Annotated in this window: 17 protein-coding genes and 3 tRNA genes; 15 read left to right on the top strand and 5 right to left on the bottom strand. The window is 69.8% G+C overall.

The genetic code is table 11. The features are described from left to right. From CEP17_RS00005 to CEP17_RS00025, 5 genes are all read left to right on the top strand, one after another. Nucleotides 1-266: hypothetical protein (locus CEP17_RS00005; RefSeq protein WP_162722371.1), on the top strand; the 266-nt coding region annotated here is incomplete at its 5' end. 91 nt (nt 267-357) lie between these two features. Beyond that, complete coding sequence (locus CEP17_RS00010; RefSeq protein ID WP_112930788.1) at nt 358-1,224, top strand: phosphotransferase; 867 nt, start codon at nt 358-360, stop codon at nt 1,222-1,224. A 38-nt stretch (nt 1,225-1,262) separates the two neighbouring features. Then, a complete protein-coding gene (locus CEP17_RS00015) occupies nt 1,263-1,748 on the top strand; it encodes an FBP domain-containing protein (protein ID WP_036317493.1) in 486 nt (161 codons plus the stop codon). A 100-nt stretch (nt 1,749-1,848) separates the two neighbouring features. Further along, a tRNA-Tyr gene (locus tag CEP17_RS00020) sits at nt 1,849-1,930 on the top strand. Nucleotides 1,931-2,055: 125 nt separating this feature from the next. Then, a complete protein-coding gene (locus CEP17_RS00025; protein ID WP_112930789.1) occupies nt 2,056-3,087 on the top strand; it encodes a hypothetical protein in 1,032 nt (343 codons plus the stop codon). Between the two features lie 3 nt (nt 3,088-3,090). Here CEP17_RS00025 and CEP17_RS00030 read toward each other — a convergent pair whose 3' ends face one another. Then, entirely contained in the window at nt 3,091-4,656 is a 1,566-nt protein-coding gene (locus CEP17_RS00030) for an NAD(P)/FAD-dependent oxidoreductase (RefSeq protein ID WP_112932816.1), read from the bottom strand. A gap of 31 nt (nt 4,657-4,687) precedes the next feature. Here CEP17_RS00030 and CEP17_RS00035 point away from each other — a divergent pair, with 31 nt between their 5' ends. The 10 genes from CEP17_RS00035 to CEP17_RS00080 all read left to right on the top strand — a co-directional run bounded on the left by CEP17_RS00035 (nt 4,688) and on the right by CEP17_RS00080 (nt 14,151). Next, entirely contained in the window at nt 4,688-5,479 is a 792-nt protein-coding gene (locus tag CEP17_RS00035) for an inositol monophosphatase family protein (protein WP_239498545.1), read from the top strand. Nucleotides 5,480-5,657: 178 nt separating this feature from the next. After that, a complete protein-coding gene (locus CEP17_RS00040; protein ID WP_112930791.1) occupies nt 5,658-7,091 on the top strand; it encodes a M23 family metallopeptidase in 1,434 nt (477 codons plus the stop codon). Between the two features lie 63 nt (nt 7,092-7,154). Then, nucleotides 7,155-7,226 (top strand) — tRNA-Thr (locus CEP17_RS00045). A 35-nt stretch (nt 7,227-7,261) separates the two neighbouring features. Further along, nucleotides 7,262-7,338, top strand: a tRNA-Met gene (locus tag CEP17_RS00050). 159 nt (nt 7,339-7,497) lie between these two features. Continuing rightward, nucleotides 7,498-9,225: an ABC transporter ATP-binding protein gene (locus CEP17_RS00055; protein ID WP_112930792.1), complete on the top strand. Its 1,728-nt coding sequence runs from the start codon at nt 7,498-7,500 to the stop codon at nt 9,223-9,225. Further along, entirely contained in the window at nt 9,222-11,258 is a 2,037-nt protein-coding gene (locus CEP17_RS00060) for an ABC transporter ATP-binding protein (protein WP_112930793.1), read from the top strand. The genes CEP17_RS00055 and CEP17_RS00060 overlap by 4 nt, the downstream gene beginning before the upstream one ends. After that, entirely contained in the window at nt 11,255-12,064 is an 810-nt protein-coding gene (locus CEP17_RS00065; protein ID WP_239498546.1) for a sulfite exporter TauE/SafE family protein, read from the top strand. The genes CEP17_RS00060 and CEP17_RS00065 overlap by 4 nt, the downstream gene beginning before the upstream one ends. A gap of 91 nt (nt 12,065-12,155) precedes the next feature. Further along, nucleotides 12,156-12,605, top strand: a complete 450-nt coding sequence (locus CEP17_RS00070) for a MaoC family dehydratase N-terminal domain-containing protein (protein WP_112930795.1) — start codon at nt 12,156-12,158, stop codon at nt 12,603-12,605. Then, entirely contained in the window at nt 12,602-13,015 is a 414-nt protein-coding gene (locus tag CEP17_RS00075; protein ID WP_112930796.1) for a MaoC/PaaZ C-terminal domain-containing protein, read from the top strand. Before CEP17_RS00070 ends, CEP17_RS00075 begins: the two co-directional genes overlap by 4 nt. Next, nucleotides 13,015-14,151 (top strand): UDP-N-acetylmuramate dehydrogenase, encoded by a 1,137-nt coding sequence (locus tag CEP17_RS00080; RefSeq protein ID WP_112930797.1) that lies wholly within the window; start codon nt 13,015-13,017, stop codon nt 14,149-14,151. Before CEP17_RS00075 ends, CEP17_RS00080 begins: the two co-directional genes overlap by 1 nt. Here CEP17_RS00080 and CEP17_RS00085 read toward each other — a convergent pair. The 4 genes from CEP17_RS00085 to CEP17_RS00100 form a co-directional block, all read right to left on the bottom strand. Beyond that, the gene (locus CEP17_RS00085; RefSeq protein WP_239498547.1) at nt 14,148-14,900 is read right to left on the bottom strand and encodes a phosphatase PAP2 family protein; all 753 of its coding nucleotides are present in this window, start codon (nt 14,898-14,900) and stop codon (nt 14,148-14,150) included. The two genes, CEP17_RS00080 and CEP17_RS00085, sit on opposite strands and share 4 nt — an antisense overlap. Nucleotides 14,901-14,984: 84 nt before the next feature. Beyond that, a complete protein-coding gene (locus tag CEP17_RS00090) occupies nt 14,985-16,190 on the bottom strand; it encodes a pyridoxal phosphate-dependent aminotransferase (RefSeq protein WP_112930799.1) in 1,206 nt (401 codons plus the stop codon). Nucleotides 16,191-16,218: 28 nt separating this feature from the next. Next, entirely contained in the window at nt 16,219-17,748 is a 1,530-nt protein-coding gene (locus tag CEP17_RS00095; RefSeq protein WP_112930800.1) for a DUF4127 family protein, read from the bottom strand. Nucleotides 17,749-17,766: 18 nt separating this feature from the next. Beyond that, nucleotides 17,767-18,483 (bottom strand): GntR family transcriptional regulator, encoded by a 717-nt coding sequence (locus tag CEP17_RS00100; RefSeq protein ID WP_036315553.1) that lies wholly within the window; start codon nt 18,481-18,483, stop codon nt 17,767-17,769. Nucleotides 18,484-18,492: the final 9 nt, after the last annotated feature.

The raw sequence follows: 18,492 nt of genomic DNA on the forward strand, positions 1-18,492 counted from the left end.
CGGCGGAGGAGTACCGCATCAAGGCCGACGAGATCCAGTCGAAGAAGGATGCGCTCGAGCGGCGGCTCTCGCTCGCTGTCGTGAACCCTGTCCAGGCGACGGCATCCGCGAACCTGCCCGACGACATCATGCGACTGTGGCCGGCGATGACGATCGAGCAGAAAGCCAACACGCTCCGGCCGCTTATCGAGCGGATCGTGATCTACCCGGCGGAGCGCCGGGGGTCAGTCGACCGACACGTGGAGATCGTCCCGACCTGGGACTAGCACTGCCCTATTGACAGGCCGTTGTCGAAAGAGGAGTCAGCCATGCGTGGCAGTCTAATCGCGCGCGCTCGCGAGCCCGTAGGGTCGAACCGTGTACACCGGCTTCGTCGCTCCCGCCGATGACGTCGTCGACGACGCCGTCGCCCGCGCGCTGGGCGCCGCAGGGGAGCGGGTGCCGCGCGGTGGTTGGCGGCGCGTGGAGCACGGTTCGGCGAACCTCGTCGTGCTCGCGGGGCGCGTGGCGGTGCGAGTGGCGCGCAGCGCGGATGCGGCATCCGAGGCCCTCCGGGCCCAGCGGCTCATCGACGCGTTGCCGGCACTGCCTTTCGCGGTGCCGCGCTCCGCGGCGCCGGCGATCGATGATCGTGCCGCGGGTGGCGTGGTCGCGATCGCGCAGGAGCGCGTCGACGGCGAGCCGCATCCGAGCGGCAGCGGCGACCCCGTCGAGCTTCGACGCCTCCTCGACACCCTTCGCGAGACCGACCTCGCCCCGCTGCGAAGGCACCTGGCCCATCGACACACCTTCTTCGGCGGCGAGGAGGGTCTGCGCCTCATGGCCGGCGAGGCCGTCACGATGCTCGCTCCGACGGCCCGTGAGCGCGCTCGCCGCGCGGCCGAGGCGTTCGTCGGGCTCGCGCCGCAGGGCGACGTGCTGACGCATGGCGACCTGGCTGGCAGCAACGTGCTGTGGACCGGTGGCGTCGCCTCCACCGTCTCGGGTCTGATCGACTGGGATCTCGCTGCCGCCGACGACGAGGCGAAAGATGTGGCGGCGCTCGCGACGTGGCACGGGTGGGATCTCGTGGCGCAGATCGTGCCGTCCGAAGTCACCCACCGTGCACGTGTCACGGCGGCGACCTACCCTCTGCAGCTGCTGTGCTTCGCGATCGCGGGATGCCGACCCGCTGAGGAGATCGAGCGCGCCCTCACGCGGGCCAACGACACGTACGCGGGCTGACCGGCCCGGCGCGGCGGACCGGTTCGTAGACTGGACGGATGCAGCCGCTCACGGAGAACCAGGTGCGCGCCGCCCTCGTCAACGCGACACCCGACGAGCTGGACCGCGTGGGGCTTCCGCTCTCCCTCGTGCTCGCCGACTGGGATCACCTCGATTTCCTCGCGTGGTCCGATCCGGACTTCCGAGGTCGGGGCTACATGATCGTCGAGCGCGACGGTGTGCCCACCGGGATCGTGCTGCGCGCGGCATCCGGGTCCCGTCCGCGCGCAGCGATGTGCAACCTCTGCCACACGATGCAGCCCGGCAACCAGGTGGCGCTGTTCACCGCGCGACGGGCGGGGGATGCCGGGCAGCGCGGCGACAGCGTCGGCACCTACATCTGCGCAGATCTGGGCTGTCACGAGAACGTCCGCCTCGCGGCACCGCTCGCGCCGAGCGAAGTGCGTGCCAGCGTCGATCGCCGTATCGACGGGACGCGCCACCGCGTGGAGGCCTTCGTGGAGCGGGTCGTGGCCCCGCTCTGACGCGCGCGATGCGGCCCGTGGTTTTTCGGAACGCGTGCGGCCGGGTAAGATGGTTGATCGCGCCTCCGGTCGACTGCAAAAGCCGGGCGGGTGCGCACTTGGCGAGTTACCCAAGCGGCCAAAGGGATCTGACTGTAAATCAGCCGTCTTCGACTTCGGGGGTTCGAATCCCTCACTCGCCACCCACCGAAAGGCCCCGCACGCGCGGGGCCTTTCGCTTTCCCGCGTGCGGAGCGAGACCTCTCGCGCCGTCGCACCCGCGTGACAGGATGGGTGCACGGCTGGATGCCCGACGAAGGGGAGAGACATGACCGAACCGACGAGTTCACCGCAGTCGAACAAGATCCTGCGAGCGACGATCTGGGTCGCGATCGGTGCCCTGATCGCCGCCGCCCTCGTGTGCGTGGTGTGGGTACTGATCGGCGACTCGAACGGCATCGTAGGCAAGGCGTTCCTGACGATCCTCCTGCTGGCCGGCTTCGCCGGCGTCTCGATCGCCGAGTCGAACATGGCGCAGAACCGGCCCACCTGGCTCGCGCTGACGAGCATGATCTCGTGGGTGCTCATCCTGCTGGTGGGAGCATTCCTCATCTGGATGCCGACCAGCGGCTACTTCGGCGCCGGCGCCGAGCGCGTGTTCAAGTTCATCGTCATCGCGCTCATCATTCAGGGGGCTCTCCTGCACGCACGCCTCTTCCTCAAAGCGTTCCAGCGGCACCAGACGACCTTCACCTCGATCGTCACCTACGTGACCATCGGGCTCGTCGTCATCCTCATGGTCATGCTCGTGCTGCCGCTGATGACCGATGAGTTCGTCACCTACCGTCCTCTCTACTGGCGCGTGGTCGTCGCCCTCGCGATCCTGTCCGCCGTCGGCACCGCGCTCCTGCCGCTGGTGAATGCGCTGTTCGCGCCGAAGCGTCCGCGTCCGCGCATCGCGGCCCCTTACGGTGCGGCGCCCTACGGTTCGGCCCCTTACGGTTCGGCCCCCTACGGCGCGGCGCCCTACGGTTCGGCTCCGCTTTCGGCAGCACCGCCCGCGGCGCCTGCTCCCGCGCCCGCCGCGCCCGCGCAGCCCACCGCCGCTCCCGTACAGCCGTCCGCACCGACTCCGACCCCCGCCCCGGCGGCATCCGTGCCGTGGCCCACCTTCGCCGACGGCGTCACCCCGCTGCCGGTGTTCCCCGACGGCTCGCCGGACTGGAATGCCTACTACACGGGTCAGCCCTCGGCCGGAGCGCGCTTCTGGTTCACCGACGCGCCGAGCGCGCCGGCGGCTCCGGCCGCGCACGGACACGACGGTTACCCGCCCGCCCCGCCGCTGCCGCCGCACAGCTGAGCGTCAGTCGAGCAGCTCCAGCGCCGCCATCGCGGCGTTGTGCCCGCCGATGCCGCTGACGGCGCCGCCGCGACGCGCGCCCGACCCGCACAGCAGTACCCGTTCGTGCGCCGTCGCCACGCCCCAACGCTCGGCCGCCGATTCGAGCGGCTCGTCGTCGCCCGCCCACGGCCACGACAGCGGCCCGTGGAAGATGTCGCCGGCTGTCATGCCGAGCGACCCCTCCAGGTCGGTCGTGGTCCGTGCTTCGATGCACGGCGAGCCGTCGGGCGCGATGAACAGGCAGTCGGCGAGTGGTTCGGCCAGAACCGCATCGAGCGAGCGGGTCGCGGCATCCACGAGCGTCGATCGGTAGTCGGCGCTCGTGACACCGGCGGCCAACCGGTGCGGAACCTGCAGTCCGAACAGGGTGAGCGTCTGTGCTCCCGACTGCTGCAGAGCCGGTCCGAGAATCGACGGATCGGTGAGGGAGTGGCAGTAGATCTCGGCGGGAAGGGGCTGCGGGATGCCGCCGGCCACCGCGGCCGCGTACGCGTCATCGAGCTGGGTCATCGTCTCGTTGACGTGGAACGTCCCAGCGAACGCCGCTTCGGGCGACACCGTCGTGTCGCGCAGCCGCGGCAGCCGTGACAGCAGCATGTTGACCTTGAGCTGTGCGCCCTCCGGGGCCGTGTCCGCGTTGGGCGCGGGCGCCGCCGAGATCAGGCGATCGAGCACGCTCGGGCCGACGCCGCTCAGCACGAGACGCGCGGTGATCTGCTCGCCCGTCCTCAGCGTCACGGTTCCGCTGGGGTCGATCGCGGTCACCGTCGCGTTGACGCGAACCTCGGCACCCGCCCGACGGGCCGCGTTCTCGAGTGCGGCGCTCACCCGGCCCATGCCGCCCACCGGAACATCCCAGTCGCCGGTGCCGCCGCCGATCACGTGGTAGAGGAAGCAGCGGTTCTGGCGCAGTGAGGGATCGTCGGCCCAGGAGAACGTGCCGATGAGACCGTCGGTGAGGGCGATGCCGCGCGCGATGTCGGTGCCCAGCCCCTCGCGCAGCAGGTCACCGAGAGGCCGTGTGGTCAGCGCGTCCCAGAGCGCCGTGTCCGCCATATCCGCCCGCATCTCGCTGGCGCGGCGCAGGGGCGCCGTCACCGAGGGGAAGACCGTCGCGGCGAGGGGGAGGAGACGGTCGGTGAACGCCTCGAAGCGCTCCGCCTCGCGCAGGTCACCGGTCGTGCGGATGAAGCTCGCGGTGGTGGCCGCGGCATCCGCATTGTCGACGAGGATGCCGCGGGAGGGGTCGGCGGGGTCGGGGGTGTACGACGAGTAACGGCGCCGCCGGAGGTCGAGCCGCAGATCGAGGTCGTCGATGATCGTGCGGGGAAGCAGACTCACGAGGTACGAGTAGCGCGACAGGCGCGCATCCACGCCCGCCCAGGGCTGCTCCGACACCGCCGCGCCGCCGACCCGGTCCTGCCGTTCGAGCACGACGACGCGCTTGCGTGCCCGGGCGAGATAAGCGGCGGCGGTGAGGGCATTGTGGCCACCGCCGACGATCACGACGTCGTAGTGCGCGCTCATGAGGCCACGGTAGTGCGCGTAGCGTGGAGGCATGGTGGATGCCGCGCAGTGGGAGAAGATCGCCGTCGACATCGCACGGGAGGCGGGCGCGCTCGCGCGGCGTCGGCGGGCTGAGGGCGTCGCGGTGGCGGCGACGAAGTCCACCCTCGCCGACATCGTGACCGAGGCCGACCGCGAGGTCGAGCAGCTCATCCGCGACCGTCTGGCCGCGGCCCGCCCCGACGATGGCTTCCTCGGTGAGGAGTCCGATCCGCAGCCCGGCACGAGCGGTGTCACCTGGGTGGTCGACCCCATCGACGGCACCGTCAACTACGCCTACGGCATTCCGCAGTACGCCGTCAGCATCGCCGCGGTGACCGGCGAGGCGCGGCCCGAGACGTGGGTCGCGCAGGCGGCGGCCGTCTATAGCCCCGCCGTCGACGAGCTCTTCCACGCGCACCGCGGCGGGGGCGCCTGGCTCGGCGATCAGCCTCTGCACGTATCGACGGTGACGGATGCCGGAGCCCTGCTCGCGACCGGCTTCGGATACGACCCCGCCACCCACGACGGCGACCTGGCACGCGTGCGCCGGATGATGGTGCTCGCCCGCGACCTGCGTCGCGCCGGCGCCGCCTCCCTCGATCTGGCGTACGTCGCCGCCGGGCGGCTGGACGGGTACTTCGAGCGCGGGCTCAAGCCGTGGGATCACGCGGCGGGAGCCCTGCTGGTCACGGAGGCGGGCGGCGTCGTCGGCGGACGTCCCGGTGATGCGCCGGGGGCGGAGATGACGATCGCGGCCGGTCCGGAGCTGTTCACGCAGATGCGCGAGCTCCTGGAGATGTGAGGCGTCCACTGTTTGATAGGAACGTGGACCGTGTGTCCATGGCATTCCCAGCGACCACGATGTAGTGTTTACCCGATCGTTATCTTTGCCGGCCCGAACGGCGAAGCGATCCGAAGCCCGTAGTACGTCGTCGCGCGGAACCCCCCTTTCCGTGCGGCCCGACGAGAGCCTGTGTGATTTGACCCCCGACACCCCCGCGGCCGATGCCACGCCCTTGCGGCGAGCCAGCCGACGACCCGAGCCGGCCGCAGCGCCGACCGGGCCGGGTGCACTGACCCGCGCCGAGTACCGGCGCCTGGCGGCTCAGGCTGCCGCGGCGGCGCCGGCGGAGACTGTTCCCCTCGGCGCTCCCGCCGTCGTCGCCGAGGCGGCGCAGCCCGTGGCGCCCGTCGAGTCCGCGCCCGCTGAGCCTTCCCTCGCCGAGTCGGTCGTCGCCGACGTCGCCGCGGCGATCGTCGCCGAGACCGCCGTCGGAGCACAGCCCGACGAGGCCTCCCGCCGGCGCCTGCGCCGCGCCGCGCGGGCCGTGTTCGAATCGGTGGCCACCGAGGACGCATCGGCGCTCGACGTCACGCCCCACGCCGCGCCCGCGTCGCCCGTCGCCGTCGAGCAGGCCACGGAAGCCGTGCCCGCTCCCGTCGCCGACCAGCTGCCGAACGATTCCGCGTTCGTCGCGGCATCCGAGCCGTGCGCCCGCGACGAGTTCGAGTTCGCCGCGCGGCTGTTCTCGTTCACGGGCGAGACGCCGGTGCAGCAGCCCTCCAGCGTGTCCGCCGAGCCGGCCCAGCCGGTTGCCGCCGCTGAGGCTGTCGTCCACGTCGCCGGCCGCCGCCCGCGAGGTGCGGCGATCGCCAAGCGCGTCGCTGCGGCGTCGTTCTCCGTGGGAGTCATGGCCGTCGTCGGACTGCTCGCCGTGGGCACGACCACGCCGGCGGCCGCGATCGCTTCGGCATCCGAATCGTCGAATACCGCTGCGCAGCCCACCGCCGTCACCGCCAGTCAGAAGTTGACGAAGAGCTCGGATGCCGGTCAGATCCAGGCGTTCGTGGCTTCGGGAACGGATGCTCCGACGGCGCTGGACCGCCCCGAGAGCTACAACGTGACGTCGATGTCGGAACTCGCCGCAGAATCCGGCGTGCGCCTGTTCGCGAACACGTGGGTGAACGACCCGTCGTCGCCCATTCAGTACCCGTTCCCCGTCGGTGTGCCGATCTCCGCGGCATTCGGTTCCATCGCGTATATGTCGGAGTTCGCCACGCCCCACAACGGTGTCGACCTGACCCCCGGTGAGGGTGCGGAGATCCACGCCGTCGCCGCGGGCACCGTGCGCATCGCGACCGAGTCCGGCGGGGACTACGGCGTGACCGTGCTGATCGACCACATCATCGACGGCCAGCTCGTCTCCACCCGCTACGGCCACATGCAGTACGGCTCGCTGCAGGTCAAGGTCGGCGACAAGGTCACGGCCGGGCAGGTCATCGGGCGCGTCGGGCAGACCGGCAAGGCGACCGGGCCCCACCTGCACCTCGAGGTTCTGCTCGGGGGCACCACCCGCATCGACCCGATGCCGTGGCTGGCAGAGCACACCAAGCCCGGTCACACCGTCGGCTGATCCGATTCTGTCGGACGCTCCGGCTCTGATATTCTTTTCTGGTTGCCCCGCGAGGGGCAGCACGCCCCGATAGCTCAGTGGCAGAGCACTTCCATGGTAAGGAAGGGGTCGTCAGTTCAATCCTGACTCGGGGCTCGCAGCATCCACATCTCGCCGTGTGGGTGCGGCGCGGCGGGGTAGCTCAGTTGGTGAGAGCGCACGACTCATAATCGTGAGGTCGCGGGTTCAAGCCCCGCTCCCGCTACCAAAAACCCAGATCAGCCCCGGAATCCCCGGGGCTGTTTGCGTTGTGGGCGGTGAGGCTCGTGTGCCGCTCGGAGGCACGGTGCGCAGGGCGCGACGAGTGCATGTCCGAGCCCGGCGATAGCATGAACCGTTCCCACCCGGCCCGTAGACGGAGCCCCTCATGCTCGGAAAACTCCTCGTCCGTTATCTCTGGACGTACAAGTGGTGGCTGCTGGGCGTGCTCGTCTTCCAGTTCGCCTCGGCGATGGCTTCCCTCTACCTGCCGCGCCTGAACGCCGACATCATCGACAAAGGTGTCGCGGCGGGCGACACCGGATACATCTGGTCGCGGGGCGGCTTCATGCTGCTCATCGCGCTGGGCCAGATCGTCGCCTCGGTGATCGCGACGTTCTTCGCGGCGCGCGCGGCGATGAGCGCCGGGCGCGACATCCGCCGCGACGTCTACGACAAGGTGAGCGGTTTCTCCGAGCGCGAAGTCTCGTCGTTCGGTGCGGGAACGCTCATCACGCGCAACACCAACGACGTCCAGCAGGTGCAGATGCTCGCGATGATGGGCGCCACGATGCTGGTCACGGCGCCGCTGCTGGCCATCGGCGGCGTCATCATGGCTGTCCAGCAGGATGCCGCGCTCAGCTGGCTCATCGCCGTGGCGGTGCCGACGCTGCTCGTGATCGCCGGCTTCATCATCAGTCGCATGGTGCCGTTGTTCCGCGAGTATCAGGGCAAGCTCGACGGCGTCAACCGCGTCATGCGCGAGCAGCTCACCGGTGTGCGCGTCGTTCGCGCGTTCGTGCGTGAACGCATCGAAGAGGCCCGCTTCCGCGTCGCGAACACCGACATCATGGTCGTCGGACGCAAGGTCGGCTCGCTGTTCGTGCTCATGTTCCCGCTGGCGATGCTGGTGCTCAATCTCACCGTCGTCGGCGTCATCTGGTTCGGCGGCATCCAGGTGGATGCTGGCGACGTGCAGATCGGCACCCTCTTCGCCTTCATGCAGTACGTCGGTCAGATCCTCATGGGCGTGCTCATGGCGACGTTCATGACGATCATGATCCCGCGCGCCGCCGTCTCCGCAGATCGCATCGGAGAGGTGCTCGACTCGACCGACGCGCTGCACCGCCCGGCGCGACCGGTCACGGCGTTTCCCGACCTCGGCGCCGTCGAATTCGACGATGTCACCTTCAGCTACCCGGGTGCCGAATCCCCCGTCCTCGAGAACATCTCGTTCCGCGCCGCCCCCGGACAGACCGTCGCCATCGTGGGGTCGACCGGTTCGGGCAAGACGACGCTCGTCTCTCTCATTCCCCGACTGTTCGATGTCACGGGCGGAACCGTGCGAGTCGGCGGCGTCGACGTACGCGAGGCCGACCTCGACGAGATGTGGCGCGGCATCGGCTACGTTCCGCAGCGCGCCTTCCTCTTCACCGGCACTGTCGCCAGCAACCTCCGATTCGGTCGCGAAGACGCCACCGATGACGAGCTCTGGGACGCGCTCGAGATCGCCCAGGGCCGCGACTTCGTGTCGGAGATGGACGGTGGGCTCGACGCGCGCATCGCGCAGGGCGGCACCAACGTCTCGGGCGGCCAACGCCAGCGCCTGTCGATCGCCCGCGCCATCGTGCACCGGCCGCATGTGCTCGTCTTCGACGACTCGTTCTCGGCGCTCGACGTCACGACCGACGCGCGACTGCGCCAAGCCCTGTGGCGGGCGCTTCCCGACGTGACCAAGATCGTCGTCGCGCAGCGCATCTCGACCATCGCGGATGCCGATGTCATCGTGGTCCTCGACGACGGCCGCATGGTCGGCATCGGCACGCATGATGACCTCTTGGCCGGCAATGAGACGTACCGAGAGATCGTCGAATCGCAGTTGGGAGTCGACGCATGAGCGCGCCGAACACCGCCGCCCTCTCCGAAGAGGAACGCGAAGAGCTCGAGCTCGCCGAGCGGGCCCGGCTCAACTCCGGATCCTGGGATTCCGTCGCCCCCGGCAAGGCCGCCAACTTCGGTCGCAGCTTCGTGCGGATGATCGGCCTGCTCGCCCCGTACAAGTGGGCGTTCGGGTTCGTCTCGGTCCTCGGCGCGGTCGGCGTCGTCCTCGCCGTGATCGCGCCGAAGGTTCTCGGCGAAGCCACCAACATCCTCTTCGAGGGGGTCGTCTCGGCATCCCTCGCCGCCCAGTTCCCCGCGGGCGCGAGTCAGGCCCAGGTCGTCGACGCCCTGCGCGCCGCCGGGCAGAACGACATCGCCAACATCGTCTCTGCGATGCACGACTTCCAGGTCGGCGCCGGAGTCGACTTCGAGCGTCTCAAGTGGGTGCTCGTCGCCGTGCTCGCCATCTACGTCGTGTCGGCGGTGCTCACCTGGCTGCAGGGCTACGTCATCAACGTGATCATGGTGCGCACCATGTGGCGGCTCCGCGAGTCGGTCGAGGCGAAGATCAACCGTCTGCCGCTGTCGTACTTCGACCGGGTGCAGCGCGGCGAGCTCATCTCGCGCGTGACGAACGACATCGACAACATCACCCAGACCATGCAGCAGTCGCTGTCCACCGCCGTCACCAACGTGCTGACGGTCGTCGGCGTGCTCATCATGATGTTCTCGATCTCGTGGCAACTCGCGATCGTCGCCCTCATCGCGCTGCCGCTGATGGGCGTCATCTTCGGAGTCATCGGCCCGAAGTCGCAGAAGGCCTTCGCGACGCAGTGGCGCAAGGTCGGCCGGCTCAACGCACGCGTCGAGGAGTCGTTCTCCGGTCACGCACTCGTGCGCGTGTACGGCCGCGAGAAGGATTCGCGGGAGAGGTTCGAGCAGGAGAACGAAGAACTCTACCAGGCCGCGTTCAAAGCCCAGTTCCTCTCCGGGCTGATGATGCCGGCGATGATGTTCATCGGAAACCTCTCCTACGTCGGCATCGCCGTGCTCGGCGGCCTGATGGTGGCCTCCGGCCAGCTGCGGCTCGGTGACGTGCAGGCGTTCATCCAGTACTCGCAGCAGTTCACCCAGCCGCTGTCGGAGCTCGGCGGCATGGCCGCCGTCGTGCAGTCCGGGACGGCCTCGGCTGAGCGCGTCTTCGAACTCCTCGACCAGGACGAGCAGGAGCCCGATGCCGCCGACGCGCCCGCCCTGCGCGAGGGACGCGGCGTGATCGAGTTCCAGAACGTCGCGTTCTCGTACAGCCCCGACAAGCCCCTCATCCGCGACCTGTCCTTCCGCGTCGAACCGGGCCAGACCGTGGCGATCGTCGGCCCGACCGGAGCCGGTAAGACGACGCTGGTGAACCTGCTGATGCGCTTCTACGAGCTCGACGGGGGCCGCATCCTGCTCGACGGACAGGACATCTCCGAACTCACCCGCGACGATGTGCGTTCGCGCACCGGCATGGTGCTCCAGGATCCGTGGCTGTTCGCCGGAACGATCCGCGAGAACATCCGGTACGGCAACGAGCAGGCCTCCGACCTCGAAATCGTCGAAGCCGCCGTCGCGACCCGGGTCGACCGCTTCGTCCACTCCCTTCCCGACGGATACGACACCGTGCTCGACGAGGACGCCGCCAACGTCTCGGCGGGGGAGAAGCAGCTCATCACGATCGCGCGCGCGTTCGTCGCCGAGCCGAGCGTGCTCATCCTGGATGAGGCGACGAGCTCGGTCGACACCCGCACCGAGCTGCTGCTGCAGCACGCGATGTCGGCGCTGCGCGAAGGACGCACGTCCTTCGTGATCGCCCACCGCCTGTCGACCATTCGCGACGCAGACCTCATCCTCGTGATGGAGCACGGCGACATCGTCGAGAAGGGCAGCCACGACGAGTTGATCGCCGCGGAAGGCGCCTACTGGCGTCTCTACCGCTCGCAGTTCGAGCAGGCCGCCGCCGGCGCCGACGACCCTGCCGCCGAGGTCGGCACCGGGACCGACGCGTGAGCGCGGCCGCAGCCGCGACGCCCGCCCGGCGCCGCGACCTCCGCTTCGTGCTGGCTTGCATCGGGGTCGGGCTCGCTGCCGGACTGCTGTCGGGGCTGTTCGGCGTCGGCGGCGGCACGGTCATCGTGCCGATGCTGGTGCTCCTGCTGCGCTTCGACCAGCGGCTCGCCGCGGGCACGTCACTCGCGGCCATCGTGCCCACGGCATCCGTCGGTGTCGTCTCCTACGCCCTTCACGGGTCCGTCGCGTGGATCCCGGCGCTCATTCTGGCCGCCGGCGCCGTCGTCGGCGCGCAGATCGGTTCCTGGCTGCTGGCACGCATCCCGCAGAACACGCTGCGCTGGGGGTTCGTGGGCTTCCTCGTCGTCGTGATCGTGATGCTGTTCATCGTCGTCCCCTCGCGCGACGCCGCACTCGAGCTCACGGTCGCATCCGGCATCGGCTTGGCGGTGCTGGGGCTGTTCACGGGCGTGATGGCGGGCTTGCTGGGTGTCGGCGGCGGGGTCATCGTCGTTCCCGCGCTCATCTTCCTCTTCGGTACGAGCGACCTCATCGCGAAGGGAACCTCGCTGCTCATGATGATCCCGACCGCCATCTCGGGCACCGTGGGCAACGTCAAGCGCCGCAACGTCGACCTGGTCGCCGCCGCGCTCGTCGGCGTCGCGGCCTGCACCACGACGGCTCTCGGTGCCTGGATTGCCACGCTGCTGTCGCCCCTGGTCGCCAACATCCTCTTCGCCTGCTTCCTCACCTTCATCGCCGCGCAGATGGCGGTGCGGGCCATCCGCGCTCGTCGCGCGCGCTGACGCGTTCATCCGTCCCGAACCGTCGCCACGGCGGGTTTGATGCGGCCCCTGCGGGCGGACGAGCGGGCAGCGCCGTCGATAGGATCGAGTGGTGTCAGTGAATCCTGAGCTGGTGGGTCGCGTCTTCCCGCCGACCGCTTCCTATCTCGTGGGCCGCGAAAAGGTGCGCGAATTCGCGCGGGCCGTCTTCGCCGACGCCCCTCAGCACGTCGACCCCGCCGCCGCTCAGGCGCTGGGCTACCGCGACGTCGTCGCACCGCCCACCTTCGCGATGGTCGTCCAAGACCTCACGATGCAGCAGCTGCTGGCCGTCGAGGACTCCGGCATCGCTCTGGAACGTACCGTGCACGCCGAGCAGCGCTTCCACTACAGCCGTCCGATCGTCGCCGGAGACGAGCTCACCGCGCAGCTCAGCATCACCGGCATCCGCCCCTTCGGCGCCGGAGCGATGGTGACCAGCGAGGCGGAGATCACCGACGCCGACGGCGCCCACGTCGTCACCGCGACATCCATCCTGCTCATCGGAGGCGAGGTCTCATGACATCCGCAGCCCTGGAGGTCGGCACCGTCGTCGCCGAGCGCACCGTGCACCTGACCCGCGAGTCGCTGGTGCGCTACGCGGGCGCATCGGGTGACTTCAACCCCATTCACTATCGCGACGACGTCGCCGAACGCGTCGGTCTGCCCGGGGTCCTCGCGCACGGCATGCTGACGATGGGCCTCGCCGTCGAGACCATCGTGGAGTGGCTCGGCGACGCCGGACGCATCGTCGACTACGGGGTGCGCTTCACGCGTCCCGTCGTGGTGGATGCCGAGGACGGGGCCGATCTCTTCGTCTCCGCCAAGGTCGGCGCCGTCGACGAGGAGGCAGTGCGCATCGACCTCACCGTGACGTTCGGTGACACGACCGTGCTCGGCAAGGCGCAGGTGCGCGTGCGCCACCAGTCCTGATGGCCGAGATCACGCCGATTCCGCTCGCCGACCTGACGACGCTCCGCGTCGGCGGCACCCCCCTGCGGATGGTCGAGGCCCGCGCCCGCGACGAGCTCGTCTCGGCGCTGCGAGAGGCCTGGTCGCAGGGTGAGCCGTGGCTCGTGCTCGGCGGCGGCTCCAACCTGCTCGCCGGCGACGAGCCCTTCGACGGAACCGTCGTGCTGATGCGAACCTCCGGCATCGAGCGTGTGGAGGGCGCTCGGGAGGGTCACGTCCGTCTGCGCGTCGAAGCGGGTCACAACTGGGACGACCTCGTCGAGTACACCGTCGCGGCAGGCCTAGCCGGGATCGAGGCGATGAGCGGCATCCCCGGATCGGCCGGTGCGGCCCCCATCCAGAACGTCGGGGCGTACGGCCAGGAGATCGTCGAGACGCTGGTGGAGGTCGAACTGCTCGATGAGGCGACGGGCGAGGTGGAGACCGTCTCTGCGGCCGCCCTCGAGCTGGGCTTTCGCACGTCGGTGCTCAAGCAGCACTACGGTCGCGGCGCCCAGCGCGCGGGTGTCATCGTCTCGATCACGCTCGAGCTGCAGGAGGTCGGCGACGGCGAGGTCCCCGTGCGCGGCGCTCAGCTGCGTCAGGCACTGCGGTTGGCCCCGGATGCCGCGGTGTCGCTCCGGTGGATCCGCGAGACGGTGTTGGCGACGCGGGCTGCCAAGGGCATGGTGCTCGACGACGCCGATCCCGACACCCACAGCGCCGGATCCTTCTTCCAGAACGCGATCGTTTCGGCATCCTTCGCGCGAACCCTTCCGCCCGAGTGCCCGCGCTGGCCGATGGCCGTGGAGATCGAACCCGTCACCGTCATCCCTCTGGCCGCCTTCGACGGCGTCGTGCCCCCGCCGGTCTCGGTTCAGCCCGACGTCAAGGTGAGCGCCGCCTGGCTGATCGAGCACGCCGGTCTCGGCAAAGGCTTCCGGCTGCCACGCTCTCGAGCCGGATTGTCGACGAAGCACGCGCTCGCCCTCACGAACCGTGGCGGGGCGACCGCCGGCGAGATCGCCGAACTCGCGCGCTATATCCAGCACCGGGTGCAGTCCGAGTTCGGTCTGCTGCTGCAGCCCGAACCGGTGCTGGTGGGCGTCGAACTCTAGATCTCTCCGGGCTCGCCGTGGCGGCGGGGTCCCGGAGCGGCCTCGGCCGGCTCGCGTCGCGGCACTTCCCGCAGGAAGGGGACGAGCGGCATGAGCATGCGCACCCAGACGATGCGGGCCGCTGGAAAGACGCCCAGCACCCACAGCACCGACGCGAGCGCATCGGTGGGGTAGTGCACGCCGAGGATCGCGACGGAGAGCACGATCACGGCCACCGCGACCGTACCGACCACGATCGCCGGAGTGTGCCACCGCGTGCCCTTCAGCATGAGCACCAGCGTGAGCACCAGCGCGGTGACGAAGACCACGTGCCCGCTGGGATAGGACGGATCGACCGGCATCTGTGCCACCGGATGCGGCAGCAGTGTCGCATCCGGACGCGGGCGACCGACCGCGATCTTGACGATGTCGGACGGGATCCAGGTCAGCGCGATCGTCCCGGCGAAAGCGATCGCCAGCGCCAGCCGCCCGCTCAGCGCCCACACGATGCCGGTGACGATCACGGTGATCACGATCGCCGGCACAGGGGAGAACAGGTCGTACACGAGGGCGGTGACCTGGCCGAGACCATCGATGTGCCAGCCGTTCATCGCGCGCGACAGGTCCGCGTCGATGGGCGCGGCGCGCAGAGCCAGCCCCGCACTGATGAGGAAGACGATCGTCGCCAGCCCGACGACCAGCTTGGTCGCCGGTCGTTCAGACGGCGCGAGCAGCGCATTGCGGCGACGGCGCGATCTGCGCGACGCCACAAGGAGGGAGGATGTCGACGGGCGCATGGAGTCCGATGGTTCTCCGTCCAGCTATGTGCTGTCTGAGTGTGCGGAGGTCGCGGGTCAGTCGAGGCCGAACAGCTTCTGCAGGCGCTGGACGCCCTCCAGCAGCTGGTCGTCACCGAGCGCGTAGGACAGGCGCAGGTATCCCGACGGGCCGAACGCCTCGCCGGGAACGACCGCGACCTCGGCCTGGTCGAGGATGAGATCGGCGAGCTCGAGCGAGGTGTCGACGCGCGTGCCGTTCCACTCCCGTCCGAGAAGGCCGGTCACGTCCGGGTAGACGTAGAACGCGCCGAGCGGGTTGGGCACCGTGACGCCCGGGATCTTCGCCAGCTCCGACACGATCAGCCGACGCCGACGGTCGAAAGCCTGACGCATGTCCTCGGCTTCGGTCTGCGGCCCGGTGAGTGCGGCCAGCGCCGCGCGCTGCGCGACGTTGTTGACGTTCGAGCTCAGGTGGGACTGGAGGTTGCCGGCGAGCTTGATCGCGTCGGCGGGACCGACCATCCAGCCCACGCGCCATCCCGTCATCGCATACGTCTTGGCGACCCCGTTTACGAGGATCGTCTGTCCGGCGAGCTCCGGCACCGCGTCGACGATCGACACCGCCCGCGCCCCTTCGTAGACGAGGTTCTGATAGATCTCGTCGCTGACCACCCAGATGCCGTGTGCGAGCGCCCACTCGCCGATCGCCTTCGTCTCCTCCGGCGTGTAGACCGAGCCGGTCGGGTTCGAGGGCGACACGAACACGAGAACCGTCGTCTTGTCGGTGCGCGCAGCCTCGAGCTGGTCGACGGTGACCTTGTAGTCCTGGTCGGCGCCCGCGAAGACCTCGACGGGGATGCCGTCGGCGAGCGCGATGGCCTCGGGATAGGTCGTCCAGTAGGGTGCCGGCAGCAGCACCTCGTCGCCCGGGTTCACCACGGCCTGGAACGCCTGGTAGACGGCTTGCTTGCCCCCGTTGGTGACGATGATCTGCGAGGCGGTGACCTCCAGGCCCGAGTCGCGGAGCGTCTTCGCCGCGATCGCCTCGCGCAGCACGGGCAGGCCGGCGGCGGGCGTGTAGCGGTAGTTGGCGGGGTCGTGGAGGGCGTGCGCGGCGGCATCCACGATGAACTGCGGCGTCGCGAAGTCGGGCTCCCCGGCCGCGTAGGAGATGACGGGGCGGCCGGCCGCCTGCAGGGCCTTCGCCTTCGCATCGACCTTCAGGGTCGCGGACTCGGCGATGGCGGACAGCTTGCGGGACAGGGGAGCGCGTTCGGTCACAGGCAAAAGCGTAGTGCGTCCGGTTCGCTCACCGCGGTGCCAGCGCGATGTCGATCTCGAAGCTGCGGTGCCAGGGCAGCGCGACCGAGGCGACCGTCCAGGCATCGTCGCCGGCGAGCAGATCGTCCAGGCGGCTCTGGAGCTCCTGGCCGATGCGGCGGAGGGCTCGGGCTTCGGTGTCGTCGTCGACCGGACCGATCGCGCCGCCGAAGACACTCTCGTGCAGGTTCGGGCGGATGCCGCTCTGGTAGGCGTGGTCGTCGAGGATCCGGGTGAGCAGCGCCTTTCGGAGGGCACGCGGGTCGGCGGTGCCGTCGCGGCGGCCGACCCACCAGGCCGTCGCCGCGGCGACGGCGCCGCCGATCGCGTTGCCGGCCGTGTTCCAGCCGCCGTACGAAGTCAGCCGCAGCAGCAGCCCCTCCGCGGCGAGTCGTTCCACGAGCGCCGGATCGCTGCCGTTGCTGTAGCGGACATCTGCGAGCGCCACGATGGCACCGGATGCGAGCGCGTCGCGCACTGCCGACACGGTCGCTTCGACGGCCGCCGGATCGGAGCGCGGCACGCTGCCGAAGCAGTCGCCGTGCTCGGGATCGGGTGCGTGCGCGACGAGTACGGCGTCGACCCGGCCGTCGTCCTCGGCGACGATGCCGCCGGCGGCGACGATCTGTCGCACGAGGCTGTCGCGCACGGGGGCGTTCTCGAAGTTCGGGATGCGGGTGAGGCCGTCGTCCTCGCCGCAGGCGATCCGCCACGTCGGGCGGCCGCCTCCGGCGGCGACGAGCGCGCGTGCGACGAGGACGGCGCCCACCTCGTCGGCGCCGGGATACATCATCACCTCGCCGCCGCGCGGCAGGGCGCGTGCCCAGTGACGCAGCCAGGCCTGTTCGACCGACCCGGCCGAGAAGGCGGCGGTGTCGTCGGCGGTCACCGCGAGGGCATCGATGACGCCCTCCTCGTGCAGACCGAGCGCGGCGAGGTTGATGATGTGGTTGCGCAGGCGGCGGCGCTCGAAATCGCTCTGCTCGGCGCGCGGGACCGCGAGGGCAGGAACCTGCGGAGGATCGCCCGCGAGCAGATCGGCTTCCAGCGCGCGATGGAGCGCACCGCCGAAGGCGTGCAGCGTGCGGCCGTACGTGCTCCAGTACTCGGGTTCCTCGACGGCCGAGAAGGAGTCGCTGGCGCGCATGACCAGGGATGCCGCGGTGATGACGAGCGCGGGGGTGTCGGCGGCGGCGCGAACCTCGTGCAGCTCTCGCAGAAGGTCGAGCCGGTCCAGCGCCACACGCGGCGAATCCGCCGTGATGCGCGCCGGGATGATGCCGCCGTGTACGAGCGTGTCGATGCAGACGATCAGGCGGTCCACGCGGTCGGGCCCTGAGGGAGCGGCGGCCAGCTCGCGAAGCCACGCGTGCAACGCGTCGACGTCGGCCGGCGCCCGGAAGGAGGGGAGTGCGGTTGCAGGCGGGATCAGCAGGTCGACGCCCGCGATGGCGGCGACCTGCCGGGGCAGCTGGATGTTGACCGGTCGTTCGTCGAGGGGAACGAGGGCGATTCGCATGCGGTGGGTCCTGCTTCCTCAGCGCGAACGATGGATCTGGAGCTCGTAGTGGTAGCGATCGCCGCGATAGGTCGACTCGGCGTACTCGATCGCACGGTCCTGCGCGTCGAAGCTGGTGCGGGTCACGAAGAAGCAGGGCGAGAACGCGGGTGCCTGCAGGATGTCGGCCTGCTCGGGGTCCAGGACGCTCGCTTGGATGCTCTGCTCGGCCCACTCGATCCGCATGCCGTACTGCTGCTCCAGGATCCGGTAGAGCGAGTCGTTCCCGACGTTCTGGATCAGCCCGGGGAAGAACGACGGGTTGAGGTACGAGTCCTCGAGGGCCATGGGCTCCCCGTCGGCCGTGCGCGCGCGGCGGATGTGGAAGACCTCCTCCGACGGGCTCATGCGAAGCCGCGCGCCCAGGCGTGCTCCCGCCGGGATCGTCTCGGTCACGAGCACGGACGAGCCCGGCTCGAGTCCCCGCGCGCGCATGTCCTCGCTGAACGAGGTCAGCTCCACGGATTTGGCGATGCGAGGCGCGGCGACGAACGTGCCGGCACCCTGCACGCGATAGACCAGCCCGTCGTGCTCCAGGCGGTCGAGCGCGCGGCGGACGGTGAGCCGGCTGACGTCGAACTCGGTCGCCAGGTCGCGTTCGGTGGGCAGACGGGAATGGGGCTCGAGGCCTTGCCCGATCACCTCGACGAGGTGCTGTCGTAAGCGTTCGGACTTGCTGTGCTGCGCGTCGGTCATCGTGCTCCC

Source organism: Microbacterium sp. PM5 (genome assembly GCF_003293595.1).
GTDB lineage: Bacteria > Actinomycetota > Actinomycetes > Actinomycetales > Microbacteriaceae > Microbacterium.